General features: G+C 68.3%; 24 protein-coding genes. 4 read left to right on the top strand and 20 right to left on the bottom strand.

All coding sequences use genetic code 11. The features are described from left to right. Positions 1–10: 10 nt before the first annotated feature. The 5 genes from miaA to ABH915_RS08005 form a co-directional block, all read right to left on the bottom strand. On the bottom strand, positions 11–946 hold the full coding sequence (gene miaA / locus ABH915_RS08025) for a tRNA (adenosine(37)-N6)-dimethylallyltransferase MiaA (protein ID WP_370119721.1): 936 nt from the start codon (positions 944–946) through the stop codon (positions 11–13). Between the two features lie 127 nt (positions 947–1,073). Further along, entirely contained in the window at positions 1,074–2,624 is a 1,551-nt protein-coding gene (miaB, locus tag ABH915_RS08020) for a tRNA (N6-isopentenyl adenosine(37)-C2)-methylthiotransferase MiaB (protein ID WP_370119718.1), read from the bottom strand. Between the two features lie 127 nt (positions 2,625–2,751). Next, the gene (locus ABH915_RS08015) at positions 2,752–3,237 is read right to left on the bottom strand and encodes a regulatory protein RecX (RefSeq protein ID WP_370124965.1); all 486 of its coding nucleotides are present in this window, start codon (positions 3,235–3,237) and stop codon (positions 2,752–2,754) included. 136 nt (positions 3,238–3,373) lie between these two features. Then, positions 3,374–4,426, bottom strand: a complete 1,053-nt coding sequence (gene recA / locus ABH915_RS08010) for a recombinase RecA (protein ID WP_018774457.1) — start codon at positions 4,424–4,426, stop codon at positions 3,374–3,376. A 242-nt stretch (positions 4,427–4,668) separates the two neighbouring features. After that, positions 4,669–4,905, bottom strand: a complete 237-nt coding sequence (locus ABH915_RS08005; protein WP_370119714.1) for a DUF3046 domain-containing protein — start codon at positions 4,903–4,905, stop codon at positions 4,669–4,671. 41 nt (positions 4,906–4,946) lie between these two features. Between ABH915_RS08005 and ABH915_RS08000 the strand changes: the two genes are divergently transcribed. After that, on the top strand, positions 4,947–5,456 hold the full coding sequence (locus tag ABH915_RS08000) for a MarR family winged helix-turn-helix transcriptional regulator (protein WP_370119711.1): 510 nt from the start codon (positions 4,947–4,949) through the stop codon (positions 5,454–5,456). 99 nt (positions 5,457–5,555) lie between these two features. Here ABH915_RS08000 and ABH915_RS07995 read toward each other — a convergent pair whose 3' ends face one another. The 8 genes from ABH915_RS07995 to ABH915_RS07960 all read right to left on the bottom strand — a co-directional run bounded on the left by ABH915_RS07995 (position 5,556) and on the right by ABH915_RS07960 (position 14,593). Further along, positions 5,556–6,008, bottom strand: a complete 453-nt coding sequence (locus tag ABH915_RS07995; protein WP_026538316.1) for a helix-turn-helix domain-containing protein — start codon at positions 6,006–6,008, stop codon at positions 5,556–5,558. Between the two features lie 139 nt (positions 6,009–6,147). Further along, on the bottom strand, positions 6,148–6,690 hold the full coding sequence (locus ABH915_RS07990; protein ID WP_370119708.1) for a CinA family protein: 543 nt from the start codon (positions 6,688–6,690) through the stop codon (positions 6,148–6,150). After that, a complete protein-coding gene (gene pgsA, locus ABH915_RS07985; protein ID WP_370119705.1) occupies positions 6,687–7,325 on the bottom strand; it encodes a CDP-diacylglycerol--glycerol-3-phosphate 3-phosphatidyltransferase in 639 nt (212 codons plus the stop codon). The genes ABH915_RS07990 and pgsA overlap by 4 nt, the downstream gene beginning before the upstream one ends. A 21-nt stretch (positions 7,326–7,346) precedes the next feature. After that, on the bottom strand, positions 7,347–10,322 hold the full coding sequence (locus tag ABH915_RS07980) for a DNA translocase FtsK (RefSeq protein ID WP_370119702.1): 2,976 nt from the start codon (positions 10,320–10,322) through the stop codon (positions 7,347–7,349). A gap of 245 nt (positions 10,323–10,567) precedes the next feature. Beyond that, positions 10,568–12,259 (bottom strand): ribonuclease J, encoded by a 1,692-nt coding sequence (locus tag ABH915_RS07975; protein WP_018774464.1) that lies wholly within the window; start codon positions 12,257–12,259, stop codon positions 10,568–10,570. A 60-nt stretch (positions 12,260–12,319) separates the two neighbouring features. After that, positions 12,320–13,228 (bottom strand): 4-hydroxy-tetrahydrodipicolinate synthase, encoded by a 909-nt coding sequence (gene dapA, locus ABH915_RS07970; protein WP_028277221.1) that lies wholly within the window; start codon positions 13,226–13,228, stop codon positions 12,320–12,322. Between the two features lie 78 nt (positions 13,229–13,306). Then, positions 13,307–14,095 (bottom strand): carbon-nitrogen hydrolase family protein, encoded by a 789-nt coding sequence (locus tag ABH915_RS07965; RefSeq protein WP_370119698.1) that lies wholly within the window; start codon positions 14,093–14,095, stop codon positions 13,307–13,309. A gap of 9 nt (positions 14,096–14,104) precedes the next feature. Then, positions 14,105–14,593: a hypothetical protein gene (locus ABH915_RS07960; protein WP_370119695.1), complete on the bottom strand. Its 489-nt coding sequence runs from the start codon at positions 14,591–14,593 to the stop codon at positions 14,105–14,107. Between the two features lie 115 nt (positions 14,594–14,708). Here ABH915_RS07960 and ABH915_RS07955 point away from each other — a divergent pair, with 115 nt between their 5' ends. Beyond that, positions 14,709–15,962, top strand: coding sequence for a heparan-alpha-glucosaminide N-acetyltransferase domain-containing protein (locus ABH915_RS07955; RefSeq protein ID WP_370119692.1), 1,254 nt, complete (start codon positions 14,709–14,711; stop codon positions 15,960–15,962). 68 nt (positions 15,963–16,030) lie between these two features. Here the strand turns inward: ABH915_RS07955 and ABH915_RS07950 are convergent, their stop codons facing one another. Further along, positions 16,031–16,513: a hypothetical protein gene (locus tag ABH915_RS07950; protein WP_370119689.1), complete on the bottom strand. Its 483-nt coding sequence runs from the start codon at positions 16,511–16,513 to the stop codon at positions 16,031–16,033. 5 nt (positions 16,514–16,518) lie between these two features. After that, positions 16,519–17,277 (bottom strand): 4-hydroxy-tetrahydrodipicolinate reductase, encoded by a 759-nt coding sequence (gene dapB, locus ABH915_RS07945; protein WP_026538308.1) that lies wholly within the window; start codon positions 17,275–17,277, stop codon positions 16,519–16,521. Positions 17,278–17,456: 179 nt separating this feature from the next. Here dapB and ABH915_RS07940 point away from each other — a divergent pair, with 179 nt between their 5' ends. Continuing rightward, positions 17,457–17,660: a helix-turn-helix domain-containing protein gene (locus ABH915_RS07940; protein ID WP_026266610.1), complete on the top strand. Its 204-nt coding sequence runs from the start codon at positions 17,457–17,459 to the stop codon at positions 17,658–17,660. Between the two features lie 9 nt (positions 17,661–17,669). Then, a complete protein-coding gene (locus ABH915_RS07935) occupies positions 17,670–18,128 on the top strand; it encodes a Clp protease N-terminal domain-containing protein (RefSeq protein WP_370119685.1) in 459 nt (152 codons plus the stop codon). A gap of 38 nt (positions 18,129–18,166) precedes the next feature. Here the strand turns inward: ABH915_RS07935 and ABH915_RS07930 are convergent, their stop codons facing one another. The 5 genes from ABH915_RS07930 to ABH915_RS07910 are packed head-to-tail and all read right to left on the bottom strand — an operon-like array spanning position 18,167 to position 22,682. Beyond that, the gene (locus ABH915_RS07930) at positions 18,167–18,679 is read right to left on the bottom strand and encodes a molybdenum cofactor biosynthesis protein MoaE (RefSeq protein WP_370119682.1); all 513 of its coding nucleotides are present in this window, start codon (positions 18,677–18,679) and stop codon (positions 18,167–18,169) included. Beyond that, the gene (locus ABH915_RS07925; RefSeq protein ID WP_018774473.1) at positions 18,669–19,181 is read right to left on the bottom strand and encodes a MogA/MoaB family molybdenum cofactor biosynthesis protein; all 513 of its coding nucleotides are present in this window, start codon (positions 19,179–19,181) and stop codon (positions 18,669–18,671) included. Before ABH915_RS07925 ends, ABH915_RS07930 begins: the two co-directional genes overlap by 11 nt. Further along, positions 19,178–19,720, bottom strand: a complete 543-nt coding sequence (gene moaC, locus ABH915_RS07920; protein ID WP_370119678.1) for a cyclic pyranopterin monophosphate synthase MoaC — start codon at positions 19,718–19,720, stop codon at positions 19,178–19,180. The genes ABH915_RS07925 and moaC overlap by 4 nt, the downstream gene beginning before the upstream one ends. Next, positions 19,717–20,940, bottom strand: a complete 1,224-nt coding sequence (gene glp, locus ABH915_RS07915) for a gephyrin-like molybdotransferase Glp (RefSeq protein WP_370119675.1) — start codon at positions 20,938–20,940, stop codon at positions 19,717–19,719. The genes moaC and glp overlap by 4 nt, the downstream gene beginning before the upstream one ends. Positions 20,941–20,966: 26 nt before the next feature. Continuing rightward, positions 20,967–22,682, bottom strand: a complete 1,716-nt coding sequence (locus ABH915_RS07910; protein WP_370119672.1) for a molybdopterin-dependent oxidoreductase — start codon at positions 22,680–22,682, stop codon at positions 20,967–20,969. Between the last annotated feature and the right edge of the window lie 9 nt (positions 22,683–22,691).

Genomic DNA, 22,691 nt, shown 5'->3' with positions numbered 1-22,691 from the left:
GACCCAAGCGCTACGCCGGAGGCGGAACCGGCGTCGCCCGGCAGAGGCCGGCGGCCTCGGCCACCAGATCAGGATCGTTCCAGCCCAGCCACGTGATCCGGGGATCCGCACGGAACCAGGTCAGCTGCCGGCGCGCGAACTGCCGGGTGGCGATGATGGTTTCGTCCGCGGCCTGCTCCAGGCTCGAGGCACCGTCGAGCACCCGCAGGAACTGGGCGTAGCCGAGGGCCCGTGGCGCGGTCCGGCCGTTGCGGAGTCCAGCGGCGTCCAGCCGGCGGACTTCGTCCAGCAGCCCCTGGTCGACCATTGCGTGGACCCGGTCGGCGAGGCGCTGCCGGAGCAGTTCCCGGTCCACCTCGAGTCCGATCTGGACGGCAGGCTGGAAGTATTCGCGGGCCGGCATGAAGGAGCTGAATGGCCGCCCGGTGAGCTCGAAGACTTCCAGGGCTCGGATGATCCTGCGGTCGTCGCCGAGCCTGCCCGCGGACACGGGGTCCACTGCTGCCAGCCGTTCCCGCAGGGGCGCGGATCCCGCGGTGGCCAGTTCCGCCTCAAGCCGGCCGCGGATCTCCGGATCCGTGCCGGGGAACTCGAGGACATCGAGGGCGGCGCGGACGTAGAGTCCGGAGCCGCCGGCCAGGATGGCCCGCTTGCCCCGCCCGTGGATGTCGGCGATCAACGCGCGGGCCTGCTGCTGGAAGTCCGAGACGCTCGCTTCCTCGGTCACGTCCAGAATGTCCAGCAGGTGGTGCGGCACACCGCGGCGCTCGGCCTCGGTGATCTTGGCAGTGCCGATATCCATGCCCCGGTAGAACTGCATCGAGTCGGCGTTGATGACTTCACCGTCGAGCTCGAGGGCGAGGGAAACTGCCAGGTCTGATTTGCCGGATCCCGTCGGCCCGACGACGGCGATCACCGGCGGCGCAACCGGCTGTGCCCCCGGCACCGCCGTATTTTGCGCAGTGTCCCGCCGGGCAGTTTCCTGCTGGGCTGTGTCCTCGACTGGTGTGGCCTGGGCTGGTCTGGCCTGGGTTGCTGCGTCGTGCGCGGCACCCTGCGGGCCGGGCACGGCGCTAACGGCCGCGGACCGGAAGGCTGGGCATGCCCAGCGACACGCCGGAGGTGCCCTGCGCGCTGGCCTTACCCGCGGGGCTGGCCGGGGCTCCGCAGGAATCTGCCTGCGAACGGTCCCAGGCGTCACCGGCACGGGACCGGCGCAGGCTGTAGTCCTCGGCCGAGGCAGGGTCCGAGACGAGGTGGAACGCCGCCGCCTCCGTGATGGTGACGGTCACCAGATCGCCGGGCCGGGGCACTTCGGCCCCCGCGGGCACGGAGAAGTGCACCAGCCGCTGGTCCTGGGACCGGCCGGAGAGGCGGTGGGTTTCTCCAGCCTTACGGCCCGACTGGGCGGTCACCATGACTTCGACGCGGCGGCCGAGCTGCCGGGCGTTTTCCTCTGCGGCAATCCGGTCCTGCAGGGCCGTGAGGCGCTCAAAGCGTTCCTGGACGACTGCCTTGGGCAGCTGGTCCGGCAGGTCCGCAGCGGGCGTGCCTGGCCGCTTCGAGTACTGGAAGGTGAAGGCGGTGGCGAACCGGGACTTCTCCACGACGTCGAGGGTGGCCTGGAAGTCCTCCTCGGTCTCGCCGGGGAACCCGACGATGATGTCCGTGGAGATGGCGGCGTGCGGGATCTTCTCGCGGACCTTGTCCAGGATGCCGAGGAACTTGGCTGAGCGGTAGGACCGCTTCATGTCCTTGAGGACCTTGTCCGAGCCGGACTGCAGCGGCATGTGCAGCTGCGGCATGACGTTGGGGGTCTCGGCCATGGCGTCGATGACGTCGTCGGTGAAGGCGGCAGGGTGCGGGCTGGTGAACCGGACCCGTTCCAGGCCCGGGATGTCGCCGCACGCACGCAGCAGCTTGGAGAACGCCTGCCGGTCGCCGAATTCGACGCCGTAGGAGTTCACGTTCTGGCCCAGCAGTGTTACCTCGATGGCGCCGTCATCCACGAGCGCCTGGATTTCGGCCAGGATCTCGCCGGGGCGGCGGTCCTTTTCCTTGCCCCGCAGGGCCGGGACGATGCAGAAGGTGCAGGTGTTGTTGCAGCCCACGGAGATCGATACCCAGCCTGAGTAGACGGAGTCCCGCTTGGTGGGGAGGGTGGAGGGGAAGACGTCCAGCGATTCGAGGATCTCCAGCTGGGCCTCATTGTTGTGGCGGGCCCGGTCCAGCAGCACCGGCAGGGCACCGACGTTGTGGGTGCCGAACACGGCGTCCACCCACGGGGCCTTCTTGAGGATGGTCTCCCGGTCCTTTTGCGCGAGACAGCCGCCGACGGCGATCTGCATTCCGGGGTTGGCTGCCTTGACCGGGGCGAGGATGCCGAGGTTGCCGTACAGCTTGTTGTCGGCGTTCTCCCGGACCGCGCAGGTGTTGAAGACCACGACGTCGGCCAATTCGCCGGCGGAGGGGACGTAGCCTGCGGCTTCCAGCATGCCAGCCATACGCTCGGAATCGTGCACGTTCATTTGGCAGCCGAAAGTGCGCACCTGGTAGGTGCGGGGCTGGGCCGGGGCGGGACTTTCCGGTGCGGAAACGGGGTCTGCGCTGGTTGCTGGCTGCACCGCCGGTGGCGCTGTTGGAGAAGTCGTGCCGGCTGCTGGGGAGGGAATGGTAAAACTCACCTGTTAAGGGTAACGGGTATGGGTAGCGGGCAGCGGCTGGTCCCGCGCAGACCCCCGCCCGGCGGCCCTAGTTCCCGTCCCCGGCATGGCCGGCGGCGGCATCGAGCACCTCGCCCACCACCCGGAAGGCGAGCGACGGCTGGTATCCCTTGCGGGCCAGCATTGAGGCAAGGCGGCGCGTCACCTTGTCGCGTTCCGCCCGGTCTTCGCCGCCGGTGAATCCCCGCAGCTTGCGCTCCACGAGCTCCCGGGCTGCTGTTTCCTCGTCGGCGTCGCTGAGCTGATCCAGTGCGCCGGCAGCAGTCTCCGGGTCGATGCCCTTGTCCGCAAGTTCGCGCCGCAAGGCCCCCTTGGCGAGCTTGCGGGTCTGGGACCTGCTGCGGACCCACATGTCGGCGAACTCGGCGTCGTCAACCAGCCGCACTTCCTCGAAGCGGTCCAGCACGGCCTCCGCGACGTCCCCGGGGACGTTGCGTTCGGCCAGTTTACGCGCGAGCTGCAGCCGGCTCTTGGGCGAATTCGTCAGCTGCCGCAGCACGATGGCACGCGCCACGGCCGCGGGGTCCGCGTCCCGGTCTTGTTCGGCCGGCGAACCTGCGCCATGGGCGCTGTCCGCGGGCTGGTCGGGGTCGACAAAGCCGGGGGCAGGATTCCGTGATGGAAATCCTGCCCCCTTGCGCCGCCGGCTGTTAGAAGCCGTCAACGGCCTTCAGCTTCGGTGATTCCTCGGTCTCGGCCGGGGCCTTGACGCCGACACCGAGCTTTTCCTTGATCAAACGCTCGAGTTCGGCCGCCAGCTCCGGGTTGTCACGCAGGAAGCGGCGGGAGTTCTCCATGCCCTGGCCCAGCTGGTCGCCATCGTAGGTGAACCAGGAGCCCGACTTTTTGATCAGACCGTGCTCGACACCCATATCGATAATGCCGCCCTCACGGGAAATGCCCTGGCCGTAGATGATGTCGAACTCGGCGATCTTGAAGGGCGGGGCCATCTTGTTCTTGACGATTTTGGCCTTGGTGCGGTTGCCGACGGAATCGGCGCCCTCTTTCAGGGTCTGGATGCGGCGGACGTCGATGCGGATGGAGGCGTAGAACTTCAGCGCCTTACCACCGGTGGTGGTTTCCGGAGAGCCGAAGAAGACACCGATCTTTTCACGCAGCTGGTTGATGAAGATGGCCGTGGTCTTCGTCTGGCTCAGGCGGCCGGTGATCTTACGCAGGGCCTGGCTCATCAGGCGGGCCTGCAGGCCAACGTGGCTGTCGCCCATGTCGCCTTCGATTTCCGCGCGGGGAACGAGGGCGGCCACGGAGTCGATGACGATGACGTCAAGGGAGCCGGAACCAATAAGCATGTCCATGATTTCCAGTGCCTGCTCGCCGGTGTCCGGCTGGGAGACCAGGAGCGCGTCGGTGTCGACGCCCAGCTTGGCGGCGTATTCCGGATCGAGGGCGTGCTCGGCGTCGATGAAGGCGGCAATGCCGCCCTGGCGCTGGGCGTTGGCAACGGCGTGCAGCGCTACCGTGGTCTTACCGGATGATTCCGGACCGTAGATTTCCACGACGCGGCCGCGGGGCAGGCCGCCAATTCCCAGGGCGACGTCCAGTGCGATGGAGCCGGTCGGGATGACTTCGATGGGCGCACGGACTTCATCGCCGAGGCGCATAACCGAGCCTTTGCCGAACTGCTTGTCAATCTGGGCAAGCGCTGCGTCGAGCGCCTTCTGGCGATCCGGGGCTGCGGCCATGATTCACACCTCTAATACTTTCTCGCTGTGGAGTGGCCGTGGAGGCCTTTGTCTGTCATCACTGACGCTACTGGCACCCTCCGACAAAGTTGTCGAGGGAACCACTTATGTGGAAAACGGTCTGAAAAAAAGCATATCGCTATCCGAACAGATATTCGAACAAGCGGGCGGCGTGTCAGGCGCCAGCGGGGCTCAGCCGGCGTCAGCGGGGCCCGGCAGGCGCCAGCGGGGCTCAGCCGGCGTCAGCGAGGCCCGGTGGTGTCACGGGGTTTGACGTCCCGGCCCAGGCGGCGCTCCGGCGGGACGTCCTGGACGTCGCACAGGGCAAGCCACACCTGGCGGGGCGCAACGCCGGCGCTGAGGGCCTGGTCCGCGGTGCGGCCTCCAACCCCTGCCAGGACCAGCGAACTGCTCAGGACGCGGGAGTATCCCGCGCCGAACTCGTCGTCCATAAGCCGCCAAAAGTCACTGATTCGCACGAGTAAAGTCTCTCACGGCCCGGGACTCTAGAATGGTTGCCATGAGCAACCCAACTGAGTCCGCGGGAGATGCCGCTCCCGATCCTGCCGGCGCGGACGCCGCCCTGGACGCCGTCGAGAACCAGCTGAGCCTGCTCTGGCGCCGGGGCCGGTCGATTTCCCATCAGCTCTCGCGCCAGGTCCATCCGGACATGGAACCCGCCGCCTACGGGCTGCTCAGCGTGATCCGCAAGCAGGGCCCCATCCGGCTGACCGATCTCGCCTCCTGCATCGGTGTCGGCAAGCCTTCGGTGAGCCGGCAGATCGCCTTCCTCGAGGGCCTCGGGCTGGTGTCCAAGGAGGCAGACCCCCTGGACGGCCGGGCGCAGGCCATCCGGCTGACGCCCGAAGGCGAGGAAAGGATGCACCAGGTCCAGGACGCCCGGCGTGAGGTGTTTCGGGAACGCCTGGCGGAATGGCCCGCCGAGGATCTGCAGGCGCTGGCCATGTACATGGCCAAGCTCAATGCCACCTACGAACGCGATGGGTTCCCCCGGGACGAGCCCGCCTGACTCCCCCGCCGGGATTCCAGGTCCCCGGAACACGTCAGAGGACCTCCGGCCGGGGCCGGAGGTCCTCTTGTGCGTCTTAGGTCTTAAGTGAGTTGGGGGTTAGCGTGCTCCGGAGAGGAGGCCCTTAGCCAGCTCGTCCGTGAGGTCGGAGTTGAGCTCCCGGTCGAGGTCGCGGCCGTAGCGCTGCGCGAACTCCTGGGGAACGGTATCCGGAACCGCGACGCCTTCTGCGACTGCGACGCGGTCGCTGACTTCGCGGAGCATGCTCGAAAGCGGAACATCGAGGGCCGAGCAGATCGAGGAGAGCAACTCCGAAGAGGCTTCCTTCTGGCCGCGTTCCACTTCGCTCAGGTAGCCCAGGGAAACACGGGCACTGTGCGAGACTTCGCGGAGCGTACGGCCCTGGCGCTGGCGGACGTCGCGCAGGACATCACCGATTTCGTGACGTAGTACAACCATCTTGCGCTCCTTCTGTTCGCTCTTGGCCTGATCGGCGAGGCCCACATCCTTCCAGCGGACAACGCCGTTTACGGATACGGGCTGCTTTACCATCTGTATCGCCTTGCTCCTCGTACTGTCGAGTCCGCCGGTGGGGGCGGACTCTGCTGATGATTTCATCCTAGGCGCCTCCCTCATTTGGAAGCGACACAATGTAACAACTATTCGGAATCAACTTTTGTTCCCGGCAACTTTACGCCCGGTAGCCTTCGGAAGATAGGGCCTCCAGCAGACGCTCCAGCGCGGCGCCGCACGCGAGGGCGCGGATCTCGGCGCGGCTGCCCTCAAAGGAATAGGGGTACGACGTCGATCCTTCCGCCGTGGCGATGCCGATAAAGACCGTGCCGACCGCTTTGCCGTCGTGCGGTTCGGGCCCGGCCACGCCGGTGGTGGACACGCCGATGTCGGCGCTGCAGATGCGGCGCGCGCCGTCGGCCATGGCTGCGGCTACGTCGCCGTCCACGGAGCCGACGGAGTCGAGCAGCTCACCGGGGACGCCCAGGACGTCGGCCTTGACCGTGTTGGCGTAGGACACCACGCCGCCCTGCAGCATCCCGGAGGCGCCGGGCGTGTCGGCCAGCACGGCGGTGACCATCCCGGCGGTGAGGGATTCGGCGGTGGCGGCGGTCATGCCGCGGCCGAGGGCGCCGGTGACGGCCTGCTCCGCCAGGCGGTGCAGGTTGGGGTGCAGGTTGGGATGCAGTTGGGGATGAGGAGCGGGGTCCGGCTGGTTCATGGCTTGTTCTCCCTTGCACGTTGTTTCTCTGCCCTGATGCCGGCGGCCCGCAGCTTGAGCGCCTCGATGACGTATTCGCCGCCGGTCCACAGGGTGATGACCAGGGCAGCCATCATCACGACGAACGCCACAACGCCCAGCCACGGGGCGAGGGACGCCAGCGGAAGGACGTAGAGGAAGATGGCCACCGTCTGCACCACGGTCTTGAGCTTGCCGCCGCGCGAGGCCGGGATGACGCCGTAGCGGATCACGAAGAAGCGCAGCGCGGTGATGCCCCACTCCCGGACCAGGATCAGGATCGTGACCCACCACGGCAGTTCCTGGAGCAACGAGAGCATGACCAGCGCGGAACCGATCAGGAGCTTGTCGGCAATCGGGTCAGCAATCTTGCCGAAGTCGGTGACGAGGCCGCGGGACCGGGCGATGTCGCCGTCGAGCTTGTCCGTGTAGATGGCCACCGCGAAGACGAAGGCGGCCGCCCAGCGCCAGACGCCGTTCTGGGCCTGCAGTCCCGGCGCGTCGAGGAGGAGGAACCAGACGAAGAACGGCACCAGCACTATCCGCAGCATCGTGAGGACATTCGGCAGGTTCCAGATCCGCGAGGCGGATCCGGCGTTGGCTTCGGCGCTATTCACCTTCCTAGGCTACCGTCTGCGCTACCGCCCGGTGAGCGACCAGGCGTCCTCCGAGCCGTCCTCGTCGCTGGAACCGCCGTCGGCGCCGTCGTGGTAGTCGATCGCCTGGGTGCGGTTCTCCAGGTCGGCCGCCACGAGGTCCTCCGCGTAACCGCCCTGGGCGATGTTCGCGTTGGCGTTATCGCTCAGTGCCGCGGTCTGTGAGTCGGCGGACACCGGACCGTCCTGCCCCTTCATCGCGGCCAGCACGGCGGCGAGGTCATCGGGCTTGACCAGCACGTCGCGCGCCTTGGAACCTTCGGAGGGCCCCACCACTCCCCTGGACTCGAGCAGGTCCATGAGGCGGCCGGCCTTCGCGAAACCGACACGGAGCTTGCGCTGGAGCATCGAGGTGGAGCCGAACTGCGTGGTGACCACGAGCTCGGTTGCCTGGAGCAGGACCTCGAGATCGTCTCCGATGTCGTCGTCGATCTGCTTCTTCTGCGCCTCGGGCGCGACGTCGTCCCGGTAGACGGCCTTGAGCTGGCCCTTGACGTGCTCGACGACCTTGTGGATTTCGGATTCGGTGACCCAGGCACCCTGGACACGCATCGCCTTGGACGCCCCCATCGGCAGGAACAGGGCATCGCCCTGGCCGATGAGTTTTTCGGCGCCCGGCTGGTCCAGGACCACGCGGGAGTCGGTGACGGAGGACGTGGCGAAGGCCATGCGGGAGGGCACATTGGCCTTGATCAGGCCGGTCACGACGTCGACCGACGGGCGCTGGGTGGCCAGGACCAGGTGGATGCCGGCCGCACGGGCCAGCTGCGTGATGCGGACGATCGAGTCTTCGACGTCGCGCGGGGCCACCATCATGAGGTCGGCGAGTTCGTCCACGATCACCAGCAGGTACGGGTACGGCTTGATGACGCGCTTGGAACCCTCGGGCGGGTGGACCTTGCCGGCCCGGACGGCCTTGTTGAAGTCATCGATGTGCTTGAAGCCGTAATTGGCGAGGTCGTCGTAGCGGGCGTCCATTTCCCGGACCACCCACTGCAGGGCCTCTGCCGCCTTCTTCGGGTTCGTGATGATCGGGGTGATGAGGTGCGGGACGCCCTCGTAGGCCGTGAGTTCCACGCGCTTGGGGTCCACCATGACCATCCGGACCTCGTCCGGGGTGGCCCGCATCAGGATCGAGGTGATCATCGAGTTCACGAACGAGGACTTGCCGGCACCGGTGGCACCGGCCACGAGCAAGTGCGGCATCTTAGCCAGGTTGGCCACGACGTACCCGCCCTCGACGTCCTTGCCGACCCCCATGACCATGGGGTGGTCGGTGCGGCGGGCGTTCTGGCTGCGGAGCACGTCGCCCAGGGACACGGTTTCGCGGTCCGTGTTGGGGATTTCGATGCCGATGGCGGACTTGCCCGGGATGGGGCTCAGGATGCGCACATCCGAGCTGGCAACGGCATAGGAGATGTTCTTGGAGAGGGCGGTGACCCGCTCCACCTTGGTGCCCGGGGACAGCTCGATTTCGTAGCGGGTCACGGTGGGGCCGCGGCTGAAGCCGGTGACCTGCGCCTCCACGTTGAACTGGTTGAGGGTCTCGGTGAGCGAGGCGACAATCGCGTCGTTGGCCTCGGTGCGTTCCTTGGGGATGGAACCGGGTGTCAGCACGTCCGACGCCGGCAGGGTGTAGGTGACGTCGCCGGCCAAGGAGAGCTGTTCGGTGCGCTGCGGAATCGGGGTGGGCAGCGGTGCCGGCGCGACCGGGTTGGAGGGGACCTTGGCGGCCGCGGCGGCGGCATTGAGCGATCCCGCGGCCACCATCCCCGGAGTGACCAGCGGGATGGCCTCGGTGGCGTCGCCGCTGGACTCCGCCGCAGCGCCGGCGGATCCTGCCGAGCCCAGCCCCTGGGCGGCCTTGATCTTTTCGACGGCGATCTCGGCCTGGGTGGGACGTCGGACGCCGGGCGCCACATCGGGCGCGGCATCGGCCGCGGCGCCAGGGCGCGCCTTGCCCTTGGCGCCCTTGGCCGGACGTGCGTCGGCAGCTTCCTCATCTGCGATGAGGGCGCGCTCGAAGGCCTCGTCGCCGACGTAGCCTTCCAGGCCGGACTCGTCGTCGTGGTCCTTGCCGAAGAGGCGCTTGCGCTTCTTCCTGGCCGGGGCCGGTGCGTCGTTCTCGTACAGGTAGCTGCGGTCGTGGCGATCGCCGTCTTCGTCGTCCTGCAGGTCGATGCCCATCAGGTGCTCGTAGGCGTCGCGCAGGCGGCCGGGGATGGCGCCGAAGGGCGTGGCGGTGACGATCAGCAGCGAGGTGAAGGCCAGCAGGCCGTAGACCGCGACGGGGACGGCGGTGTGCACGGCGGCCAGCGGGGCGGCGGCGAGGTAGCCGAGCATGCCGCCGGCCCGGCGCAGGCCGTCAAAGCCGTCGGCGACGGTCGGCTGGCCGCCGATGATGTGGGCCAGCCCGGAACCGGCGAACGTCATGATGAGGAAGCCGATGCCGATCCGGTTGTTGCCGCGGCCGTCGTCGGGCTGGCGGAACAGGCGGAAGGCGCACACGAACAGCATGAGCGGCAGCAGCAGGGCCATCCAGCCGAATGTGCCGTTGACGATCGCAAAGATGAGATCGGGGAGCCAGCCCTGGAATCCCCACCACGCGAAGGTGGCGACGAAGACTCCCAGGGCCAGATTGAACAGGGCGGCGCCGTCGCGGCGGTCCTCGGGGGCGAGGTCGCTGACGTCGTGGCCGACCCGGCGGATGCCGGCGCCGATCACGTGGGCGACGCCCAGCCAGGCTCCGGCCAGCACCCGCACCACCCAGGGCCGGTGCGGCTCAACAACGGCCAGCTGCCGGGTCCGGGCGGTGGCTGTTGTTCTACCTGCGGTGCCGCCTGCGGCGCCCCGCGGCCGCGCGGATTTGGATGCGGCGGGACTGGACCCCCGGCCGGGAGAACTGCCTGATTTGCCGCTTGAGTTTCCTCTAGGCGCGGAAGAAGTACGAGTCGCCATACCCGCCACGGTACCGGATGCCGGGCCGAAAACCCCGAATTTCCGGGCGTCCGGGATCATGTTGCCGCCGGACCCAACGGGAACGGCCTCCCCCGCCTCCCGCGGCGCTCAGGCTGCGGGTTGGCCGGGAAGGCCGTTGACCAGGCGTGCGCCGGGTACGGGTGGAGGACTTACGCCCGGCGAACCACCTGAGGCTTACGCCCGGTGAACCACCTGAGGCTTACGCCCGGTGAACCACCTTAGGCTTACGCCTCAAGGACCACCGGGATGATCATGGGCTTGCGGCGCAGCTTGCGGTTGACCCACGTGCCGACGACCCGGCGGACGACCTGCTGCAGCTGGTGCGTCGTGTGGTCCGTGCGGTTCAGCACGGCTTCCTCGAGGGCCTCGTTGATCTTGGGGATGATCTCGTCGAAGACGGAATCATCCTCGGCCACACCGCGGGCGTGGATCTCCGGCCCGGACACCACCTTGCCGGTGGCACGGTGGATGACCGTGATGATGGAGATGAAGCCCTCATCGCCGAGAGTCTGGCGATCCTTGAGGTCTGCTTCCGTGACTTCGCCGACGCTGGAGCCGTCGACATAGACGAACCCAACCTCGACCTGGCCCACGATGTCGGCCTGGTGGTCGCGAAGATCGATCACGGTGCCGTTGTCCGCGAGCAGGATGCTTTCCTCCGGCACTCCGGATTCGAGGGCGATCTTGCCGTTGGCGATGAGGTGGCGGGTTTCGCCGTGCACCGGCATGGCGTTGAGCGGCTCAAGGATGTTGTAGCAGTACAGCAGCTCCCCGGCGGCAGCGTGGCCGGAGACGTGCACCTTGGCGTTGCCCTTGTGGATGACGTCGGCGCCGAGCTTCAGCAGGCCGTTGATGATGCGGAAGACGGCGTTTTCGTTGCCCGGGATCAGGCTCGACGCGAGGATGACGGTGTCGCCCTCGCCGACGACGACGCGGTGGTCGCCGTTGGCCATGCGGGACAGGGCGGCCATGGGCTCGCCCTGGGAGCCGGTGGACATCAGTACAACCCGGTTGTCCGGCAGGTTGTCGATGTTCTTGATGTCGACCAGGATCCCGGCCGGGACCTCCAGGTAGCCCAGCTTCGCGGCGATGGCCATGTTCCGGACCATGGAGCGGCCGACGAAGGCAACCTTGCGGTTGTGGTTGGCGGCGGCATCGAGAACCTGCTGGACGCGGTGCACGTGCGAGGAGAAGGACGCGACGATGATGCGCTTGGAGGCCTGCCCGAACAGCCGGTCCAGGGTGGGCCCGATTTCCTTCTCGGCGGTGGTGAACCCCGGGACGTCGGCATTGGTCGAATCCGACATGAACAGGTCCACGCCTTCTTCGCCCAGCTTGGCGAAGTGCCGGAGGTCGGTGATGCGGCCATCAAGCGGCAGCTGGTCCATCTTGAAGTCACCGGTGTGCAGGACGGTGCCGCCCGAGGTGCGGAGGAACACGGCCAGGGCGTCCGGGATGGAGTGGTTGACGGCGACGAACTCGCATTCGAAGGGCCCGTACTTCTCGACCTGGCCCTCGACGACGATCTTCGTGTTCGGCTTGATCCGGTGTTCCTGCAGCTTGGCCTCGATCAGGGCCAGTGTCAGCTGTGAACCGACGATGGGGATGTCGGCGCGCAGGCGCAGGAGGTAGGGGACGGCGCCGATGTGGTCTTCGTGACCGTGGGTCAGGACTACCGCGACGATGTCCTGGAGACGGTTCTCGATGTAGGAGAAGTCCGGCAGGATGAGGTCGACACCGGGCTGGGTCTCTTCGGGGAAGAGCACGCCGCAGTCAACGATGAGGAGCTTGCCATCGATCTCGAAAACGGTCATGTTGCGACCGATTTCCCCGAGTCCGCCGAGCGGCACGATCCGCAGGGTGTTCTTCGGGAGGCGGGGCGGCGTGACAAGGCCGGGAAGGGCGGTTTGGGTCATAGTGCACTACTTTCCAGGCTGAAGCCGGGCTGGTTCTTAACGATCAGGATTGGCTCCCGATCAGGAAAAGACCATCCCCGCTTCCGCCAAATCCTCGCGGATGGTTGCGATCTCGGCCTCGCCCGGCTCCACGAGGGGCAAACGGACAACCGAGTTGGGCAGGACTCCCTGCCACTTAAGAACCTGCTTGGCAGCGACAGCACCCTGAATGTGGGTCATCACTGCGCGGACCACGGGGTCCAGTTCGAAATGTAGGGTGCGGGCGGTAGCAAAATCGCCTGCAAGTGCGGCATCGATCAGCGCACGGAATTGCCGGGTCGCGACGTGCGCGGAAACGCTGACCAGCCCGACGGCGCCGGCGGCCATCCACGGCAGCGTGAGGCCGTCGTCGCCGGAGTAGACATCAAGATCGGTGTTCGCCAGGACGCGCGTAACGGCGTTGAAGTCGGCCTTGGCATCCTTGAGGGCGACGATCCTGGGGTGGTCGGCGAGCCGGATCATGGTCTCGGGCAGGATGGGCACGCCGGCGCGGCCGGGGATGTCGTAGACCATGACGGGGAGGTCGGCGGCGTCGGCCACGGCCTCGACGTGCGCCTGAATGCCCGCCTGGCTGGGCTTGTTGTAATACGGCGTGACGATCAGCTGGCCGTGTGCTCCGGCCTTGGCGGCGCGCTTGGCCATCTCGATCGAGTGCGAGGTGTGGTTGGTCCCGGTTCCGGCGATGACCTTGGCGCGGTCGCCCACGGCCTCGACGATGACGCGGAAGAGCTTCTCTTTTTCGTCGTCCTCGAGCGTGGAGGTCTCCCCCGTGGTGCCGGAGATCACGAGGGCGTCATTGCCGTCGTCGACGAGCTTGCTCGCCAGTTCCGCCGACTGCCGGTAGTCGACCTCACCGTCCGATGTGAAAGGCGTGACCATGGCAGTCACGAGGGTCCCGAACGTGTAAGAGCGAATATCAGAGTCAGCCATATGAAAAACGTTACCTTGTCTGCGGCATGTTAGGACAATGGCGGCGGTGTGACGAACGTCAAACTCGGCGGCCGTGCGTCACGTTTCAGCGGCCCGGCCGGACTCAGGCCGCCGAAACCGCGCCAGCACGCTGTGTTGAAGACTGGCGGTCAGCACCTCGGTACCGGTGCCGGCCGCCTGCCGCAGCGGGAGCCCGTCAGGACCCCAGAATCCGCTCAGGCCACACGACGGGCCGAGCGGCGTGGCGCCTGCCAGGTTCGCCAGGACGGAGAACATCCGGTTGTCCATGGCCCGGGCGCCGAGATGCAGTGCCAGCCGGTGGTCTTCGCCGGCCGTGTAGAGGGCCGAGACGGCATAGATGTCCGCCCCGGCGTCCGCGGCCCATTCCGCGTGGCCGGGGCGGGCTGCGTCGAAGCAGATCGCCAGGGCGACCTTCCAGCCGTCGATCTCCAGGATGGCGGGATTGCTGCCGGCCACGAAGAGCTCCTGTTCCGGTCCGTGCAGGTGCGTTTTGAAGCTGGTCTCGATGGAGCCTGTTGGGTGGACTGCGAGGGAGGCCAGCCGCGGCGTACCGTCCGGTTCTTTGAGCGCGGCCCCGATCACGGCGGTTATTCCGGTGCGCCGGCAGATTTCCCGTATGCCGTCCAGCCGCCGGTCCGCCGCGCTCAGCCACTCCCCTGACCCCTCCAGAAGGTCCAGCCGGTACCCCGTCAGCGAGAGTTCGGGAAAGATGACCAGCCGGGCCCCGTGCGACTCGGCGTCTTCGATGAGCCGGATGTGCTCGGGCACGTTGGCGGCGACGCCACCATCCAGGGCTTGGTATTGGACGGCGGACAGCGTCAGCGCGGTGATTGAGCCAGTGGTCACCCTGCCATCCTATGCACCCCGTCTTTCGCCGGAGGGTGCGGATCTTTCGCCGGAGGGTGCGGATCTTCCACCGGAGGGCGCCGAGCAGTAACGCCCAACGGCGGTTTCGCGCAGGGCCTCTGCCCAGGCGGCAAGGCGCTGGGCCGCCCGCACGTAGTCGAACAACTCTGTTGGAGTGAGGGCGTCAAGGTCCGTCTCGGCCAGCCGCCGGGCCAGCTCAGCCCCCGGCGGCACCGCAGCCAGCGCCGTGCCTTCGTTCCCCCACTGGACGTCCTCGGCCGGTTCGCCGGCCACCAGGCGCCGGAAGAGGAAGTCCACGACGCCCGGGCTCATGGCTTTGAGGACGCCGGCCGCCGACTCGCCACGGCCGGCCCGTCCGCCCGGCGTGGTCCTGGCCAGTTCCGGGCCGAACGGATCCGGACCCGGGATGTGCCGGTTTGTGGAATCCCGGCCGGTGGATCGGGGTTTCGGGAAGGCGGGCTCTGCGGCGTCGTTCATGCGCCCATCGTATTCGAACATATATTCGAATACAAGACTTGTTCGGAGCCGGGTTGGAGCTGCGGGCAGGCCGAGGATGGGACGATTACCCGGCCGATCGTGAGACGATCGGATGATGACCGCGCGCGGAATGACCACTGCTTCCCGGACCGTCCGGGGCACTTCCTCCGGCGCCCGGCTGGCCGGCATCGACGCCGCACGCGGCCTGGCCCTGCTGGCCATGATGGCCACGCACGTGCTGGCGACCTTTGAACCGGACCCGCAGCTCACGCCCACCTGGATCGGCCTGGCGTTTTCCGGACGGGCAGCCGCGCTGTTCGCCGTGCTGGCCGGAGTCGGCCTCGCGTTGTCCACGGGGAAGCAGCAGCCGCTCGAGGGCCCCGAACTGGGCGCGGGCCGCAGAGGCATCGCCCTGCGGGCGCTCGTGATCGGCGCCGTCGGGCTCTCCCTGGGCGGGCTGGAAGTCAATATCGCGATAATTCTGGTCCACTACGCCCTCCTGTTCCTGTGCGTGCTGCCCTTTATCGGGCTCGGGGTGAGACGCCTGGCCGCACTCGCGGTCCTCTGGATACTGGCTGCGCCCGCCCTGGCCTACCTCCTGCGGCCGTGGTTGCTGTCCGCCGATCCGCCCCTGCGGCTGGGTCACAACCCCAGCTGGGAGGATCTGGCCACGCCGGCCAGGCTGCTGGGCGACCTCTTCCTTACGGGCTACTACCCTGTCCTGCAGTGGATCGCCTATGTCCTTGTAGGGCTGGTGATCGGCCGGATGGCGCTGTGGAAAGCGGCCGTGCCGTTCCTGCTGCTGGCTGCCGGAACGGTGGTGGCGGTCATGTCCAAGTGGCTGGGGACGCTCATGTTGGAGGACTGGGGCGGCCGGCAGGCCCTGCAGGCGCACCTCGGCGATCCCGCCTACCCGCTGGAGAGCCTGCTGCAGGTCAACCTTGCCGGCGTCGACCAGTCAGGCTCGGTGTGGTGGCTGGCCACGAGTGCACCGCACTCCGGCACCACGCTGGATCTGTTGCACACTTCGGGGGCCGCTGCCGCCGTGATCGGCCTGTGCCTGCTGCTGGGACGGCTGGGTGAATGGCTGGAACTGGATCTGCTGCTCCCGCTGCGCGGCGCCGGGGCCATGACGTTGAGCCTCTACACGGCTCATCTGTGCATCATGGCTGCCCTGCACGATCAGCCGCTGATGCCGGGCTGGACCGTGGAGGGGGTGTACTTCGCGCAGGCTGTCGGGATGCTGGTGGCCGGCGGAGTCTTCGCGGCGATGGCGTGGCGCGGGCCGCTGGAGTGGGCAACGCATGCGGCCAACCAGGTTGGCAGCTATCAGCCGGCCCGGGTCCGCCAGCCTCCACGCCTCCGCTAAGGTCCGACGCCGGACCGGCGCGGCTGGTGCCACGGCCGGATCCGGCCTCATCGGCGATGGGTGTCCGGCTAGGGTTTCTGCGCCCCGGCACGGAACATCCGCACGGCGTCGCGCATTGCGGCGCGGGCGCGCTTGCGGTCTCCGGCAGCATCGTAGGCACAGCTGAGCCGGAACCAGGAACGCCAGTCCTCGGGGGCGGCTTCGGCCTCGGCGCGATACTTCTCAAATTCGGCGTCGGCGGCTTCGCGGATGATCCGGCCGGCGGGCGTGCGCGGCAGCGTGTCCTCCGGCAGGCCTCCTTCGGCTTCGAGGATCTTCGCCAGCCGCTCAGTGCGGGCGCCGAACAGCAGTTCCCGGATCAAGGCCCAGGCCCCGATGACCGGCAGCACCAGGTAGGCGACGCCGATCGCCTTCGCCACGAGGTTGGGGTCGGACATCAGCAGCACGGAACGTTGAAGGGACACCACCAGGTAAAACACGAGCAGCAGGGTGACGGCCCCCACCCAGATCTTGGTGCGGTTCGCTTTCAGGGCTGTCAAGGCAGCGGACATCGGGCTTAGAGTCCCAGGTCCAGGTAGCCGTCGAGTCCCACGGTGAGACCGGGGTGAGCGGCGACGTTGCGGATCCCCAGCAGCACTCCGGGCATGAAGGAGGCGCGGTCGAAGGAGTCGTGGCGGATGGTCAGCTGCTCCCCCGGCCCGCCCAGCAGGACCTCCTGGTGCGCAACAAGGCCCGCGAGCCGGACGCTGTGGACCCGGATGCCGTCGACGTCGGTGCCGCGGGCACCCGCGAGTTCCGAGGTGGTGGCGTCCGGGCTGGACGGCACGCCAGCGTCGGAGCGCTCGGCCGAGATCAGCTGCGCCGTGCGCACGGCCGTGCCCGAGGGCGCATCGACCTTGTCCGGGTGGTGCAGCTCAATAATTTCAACGGATTCGAAGTACTTGGACGCCTTGGCGGCGAAGGCGGAGGCCAGGACCGAGCCGAGGGCGAAGTTCGGGGCGATCAGGACACCAACTTCGGGCCGGTCGGCGAGGAGTGCCTGCAGCCCCGCGAGCCGGCCGGCATCCCAGCCGGTGGTGCCGACCACGGCGTGCATGCCGTGCTCGACGGCGAAGCGAACGTTCGCCTCGGTGCTTTCGGGGACGGTCAGGTCCACCACGATCTGTGCGCCGGAGCTGACAAGGGAGTCGAGGGAGTCGTTGCGGCCAAGGGCCGCGACGAGGTTCAGGTCCGCGGCGGCGTCGATGGCCTTCACGGCCTCTGCGCCCATGCGCCCGCTGGCGCCCAGCACGGCGACGGAGAGTTGTTCGGTCATGCCATCAACCCTACCGCCGGGGCCGCTGCGTTCCGGAACCGGCGGCCTTGGGTTACAGGCCCCGCCGCCGGTGGGGACAGCGGGATCCCTATGCCGTGTGAGCAACGTTCCGCAATGCCAAACCCCAGATCTGTCAGGCTGGATTGACGGGCCGGTTTTGTCAATCTAAACTGACAGGCATGGAGACTGACGACCTGTCCGCGCATATTCATTCACTCGACCCCGCCGTCGGTCTACGGGCGGTCGGCGCCCTCCATCGCCTCGCAGAACAGGTCGAGGCAGCACAGGTCCGAGCTGCCCGCCAGCAGGGATGGACCTGGGAGCAGATCGGTGACGCCCTGGGCGTCTCACGGCAGTCCGTCCACGCAAAATACCGAGAGTGAGATCAGACCATGTTTGAACGATTTGCCGGCGACACCCGAAAAATCGTTGGCTACGCCATGGACGAGGCCCGCTGCAGCGGCGACAAGCGGCTGGGCACGGATCATCTGCTGCTGGGGGCGCTTCACGATCCCGGTCCGGCCGGCGTTCTGGGAGTCACGCTCGATCAGGCACGGGCAGCGGCGGCGAGGCTTGACCGCACGGCACTCGCGTCAGTCGGTATAGACGCCCAAGGCTTTGAGCGCGCCCCCATGCCCAGCCGGGGGAAAAAGCCGCCCTTCAGCTCGGGCGCCCGGTCGGTAATGGAAGGCATGCTTCGGTACACCATGGATCAGAAGTCACGACAGATCACCACCGCGCATCTTCTGCTGTCACTGCTGGACCGCGAGGAACACGACCCGGCGGCCGAGCTGCTCAAGGAACTTGGGGTCGACCGGGCCGAGGTCCGGCGCAGGGTGCTTTCCTCCTGATCCCGAGCCGGCTTCCTGCCGGCCGGCCACCACCGCGCCTACTCGCCGGCGCCGACCCACTCCACACTGCCGTCGGCAAAGAACTGCTCTTTCCAGATGGGCACCTGGGCCTTGATCCGGTCGACAAGTTCTGCACATACGGCGAAGGCCTGGCCGCGGTGGGCCGCCGAGACGGCGCAGACCAGGGCAGGATCGCCGATCTCCAGCATGCCGATTCTGTGGGCCGCCCAGATCCGCACCGGCTGCTGCTCTTCCTGGGCGCCGCCGGCGGCGTCCTCCGGAGATCCGCCGGTCGCGCCGTCTTCGGCCGGGACAGAGTGCTCCGCCACGAGCCGGGCGACGACGTCGGCCATCACCTGGTGCGCCGTCGGGTGGGCGCTGTAGCTGAGCCGGGAGACCTGCTTTCCGCCGTCGTGGTTGCGGACGACGCCGCTGAAGCTGACCACCGCACCGGCGGTGTCCGACTCGACGGCCGCGATGGCCTGCTCCACCGAGATGGGCTCGGCGCTGAGCACGGCGTGCACAATTTCAAATCCGGTGTCAGTGCCCATGGCTGCCTTCCAGCTGGTCGCAAAGGTGTCCGAGGATGGGATCCAGTACGGCCAGGCCGTCCATCACACCCTTCGGGGATCCGGGCAGGTTCACGACGAACGTCCGGCCGGCCGCGCCCGCGTGGCCCCGGCTGAGCATGGCCATCGGCGTCTTGGCCGTTCCGGCGTTCCGGATGCCCTCCATGATGCCCGGGATTTCCCGGTCCAGCAGGGGCAGCGTCTGCTCCGGCGTTGCGTCGGTGGGGCTCAGCCCGGTGCCGCCGCTGGTGATGATGACGGCCGGCTGCTGGCTCAGCAGGGCCCTCAGCGCGGCCCCCACCGGCGCCCCGTCCGGCACCACCATGGCAGGGAACGGCTCGAATCCGTGTTCGGTGAGCCAATCGATGATGACAGGACCCGTGAGGTCCTCATAGACACCGGAGGCTGCCCGGGTGGAGGCGATCACGACGCCGGCCTTCCGGCCCGTGGCTTCGCCGTGGCGGTGGGGTTCGGGCATGTTCATAGGGTCCAGTCCCCGCTCTTGCCGCCGCTTTTGGCGAGCACTTTGATATCGGTCAGGACCGCGTGCTTGTCCACGGCCTTGATCATGTCGTACACGCTCAGTGCCGCGACCGAGGCCGCGGTCAGGGCTTCCATCTCGACCCCGGTGACGCCGCGGGTCTTGACGGTGGCGAAAATTGTCACGGAGTCGGCGTCGAGCTCAAAGTCGATGGTGACCTTGGCGATCGGCAGCGGGTGGCACAGCGGGATCAGGTCCGGCGTCTTCTTGGCGGCCATGATCCCGGCGATGCGGGCCACGGCCAGGGCGTCGCCCTTCGGGAGCTCACCGCCGCCGAGGAGGGAAAGGACCTCGGCCGTGCTGCGGACGGTCGCGGTGGCCGTGGCTTCCCGGGTGGACTGCGCCTTGTTGGACACATCCACCATCTGGGCCGTGCCGTCGTGGCGGAGGTGGGTCAGGCGGGTGTTGCCCACTGCGCTTTTGTCCGTTTCGCCGCTATCCGCTGGTGCGGCATCCGCTTCAGGGTTTTCTACATCATTCACAGGATCCATACTTCCACTTCGTCGCCCGCTGCGAGCGCCGCTGTTCCCTCTGGCACGTGGACCAGGGCATTGGACCGGGCCAGGGCATGAACCAGGTGGGAGCCCGCCCCGCCCTCCAGCCTGACCGTGCCGTCCGGAGCCAGCGTGCCGCGCCGGACCTGGTGCTTGCCCGCCGGGGACGTCAGCGGTTCGGCGAGGCGCGCGCGGACGGCGGGCCGGGGCGCCGGGGCGCCGAACAGCTCCGTGAGGACCGGGCGGAGGAACATTTCAAAGGACACGAGGCAGCTCACCGGATTACCGGGGAACCCCAGCACGGGGACGCCGTCGAAGCTGCCGATCCCCTGCGGGCCGCCCGGCTGCATCGCCACGGCGCCGAACTCGACGTCGTGTCCCGCCATCGCCTGCCGGACCACCTCATAGGCTCCTTTGCTGACGCCGCCGGTGGTGACGATCAGGTCCACGGCAGGGCCGTGCCGGCGCAGCAAGGCGGCGAGCTCGTCCGGCTGGTCCGTGGAGACGCCGGTCCGTGTGACCTGGAGCCCGGCCTGGCGCATGGAGGACTCGAGCAGTGTGCCGTTGGAGTCAAAGATCTTGCCCGGTCCCAGCGGACTGCCCGGTTCCACCACCTCGTCGCCGGTGGTGACCAGGAGGACCCGGAGGGAGGGACGGACGGGCACCTCCGTATAGCCCATCGCCGCCAGCAGGCCCAGCTGGCCGGGGCCGAGGAAGGCCCCCGCGGCGAGGGCGAGCTCGCCGGAGCGGATGTCGCTGCCGGCGTCGCGCACGAACGTTCCGACGGCCGCGGCCGGCAGGTAGACCGTGGCGGGCTCCCCCGGCACCGGGAAGGAATCGGGCACCGCCTGTTCGATGGGAACGACGGCGTCAGCCCCGGCCGGCATCATCGCGCCGGTCATGATCGGCGCTGCCGTGCCGGCGGCGAGTTCCGCCGGTGCGGCACCGGCCGGGACGGGCGCTACCACGCGCAGTTCCCTGCCGCCGTCGGGCACGTCGGCGCTGCGGATCGCGAAGCCGTCCATCTGCGAGTTGGCGAAGGGGGGAAGGTCCAGCGGCGACAGAATGTCGGCGGCCAGCCCCCGGCCCAGGGCTTCGAGCAGCGGGAGCCGTTCCACCCGCGCCTCGATGCGCAACGGGGCCAGCAGGGCCCGCACCTTGTCCCGGTGGGCTTCCACGCTGACATGCCTTGTCTCGGTGCGGTGCATGCTTTTCCTGACCTCTGCTCGGCTCGCTAGGACTTCACGTCAACTCTAACCGTGTGGTAACCCGTGGCTCCGTTCGGCGCGACCGGGGCCGATTCCTCGACCTGCGGCACACCGTCGAGGGCTGTGGCCCGGACCTGGACCTCGTACTGTCCCGGCTCCAGCGGCAGGGCCAGCTTCCACTGGTACCAGGTGTCCTTGGAGATGCCGGGGGCAAGCTCGGCCTGGCGCCAATCGCCGCGGTTGACGCGCAGCTCCACCTTGCCGATGCCCGTGTGCTGGGCCCACGCGACGCCGCCGAAGGCCACCGTCCCGCCTGTCACGTTGGCCCCGTCGCGCGGCACGTCAATGCGGGACGATGTCTTGATGGGCCCGCGCTCGCTCCAGCCGCGGGGAGTCCAGTAGGCGACGTCGTCCGCGTAGCGGGTCACTTTCAGCTCGGTGACCCACTTCGTGGCCGAGACGTAGCCGTACAGCCCGGGCACGATCAGCCGGACCGGGAATCCGTGTTCGAGCGGGAGCGGTTCCCCGTTCATGGCGACGGCCAGCAGCGCGTCGCGGCTGTCCGTGAGGGCTTCAAGCGGCGTCCCTGCCGTCCAGCCGTCCGTGCTGCGGGAGAGCACCATGTCCGCCCCGGGCTTGGGCCCGGCCATGGCGAGCAGTTCGCGCACCGGCCAGCCGAGCCAGCGGGCGTTGCCGATCAGGTCCCCGCCCACCTCGTTGGAGACGCAGGCGATGGTCACGTGCCGTTCCGTCAGGGGTTTGGCCAGGAGGGTGGCGAAGTCGAGCTCGATCTCGCGTTCCACCAGGCCCGTGACTTTCAGCGTCCATTCTGCCGGGTCCACCAGCGGGACGCGCAGGGCAGTGTCGATCCTGTAGAAATCCCTGTTGGGCGTCACGAGCGGGCCCAGCCCGTCCAGCCGGATCTCGGCGCCGGCCGGGATGGGCGGCGCGGGAGCGGCGGGCACCGGGAGGACCAGCTTGCTGCGCACGTCGCTGACGACGGCGGCCGCTCCCCTGAGGGTGGAGGCGAGCACGCCGGCGACGGCGGCAACCGCGACTGTCCCGCCCAGGGCCAGCAGGAACCGGCGCCGGGCGGGCCCGGCTTCATTGGCTGCAGTATCTGCAGGCGCCGCGGCCGGGGCTGTTTCCGGCGGGGCGGACTCCGCCGAGGGTGTTTCCGCCGGGGCGGACGCCGCCGGGGCTGTTTCCGCCGGGGCGGACGCCCCGGCCGGTCGGCCGCCCACAAAGGATTGCCACTCCAACAGTTTCCGGATGAGCCACCGCAACAACGCAATCCCCACCAGTGCCACCAGCACCGGGACGGGGATGGCATTGGCGGTCAGGTCGGCCCGGCTCACCACGGCCACGAGGCCCACAACGCCGAACACCGCAATGAGAATCACTCCGGCGAAACGGCGCCGCACTTCAAGGACGCCGGAGAGTGCCGCGAGGGCGGCAATGACCAGTGCCATGCCGCCCAGCAGTGCCACCTTGTCCGCCGTGCCGAACAAGGAAATCGCCCACTCCTTGACGCCCGGCGGGACGGTATCGATCACGGCCCCGCCCACGGCCGTCACTGGAGACACCGTAGGGCTCACCAGGCTGGCCGTGAGCTCGCCGAGGACCACCGCGGTCCCCACGGCCACCAGTCCGGCCCCGGCGGCCCACAGGTCCCGGGACCGCCGCTGCCGGGCCCGCGGTGCCCCCTGGCGCTGTTCGCTGCCAGCGAGGGTCCCGTCCATTTCTTTCCC

It is taken from the genome of Arthrobacter sp. MW3 TE3886 (genome assembly GCF_041262145.1).
Classification (GTDB): Bacteria; Actinomycetota; Actinomycetes; order Actinomycetales; family Micrococcaceae; genus Arthrobacter.
Note: the sequence above shows the minus strand (reverse complement) of the source record. Positions and strands in the feature narration are given on the sequence as shown.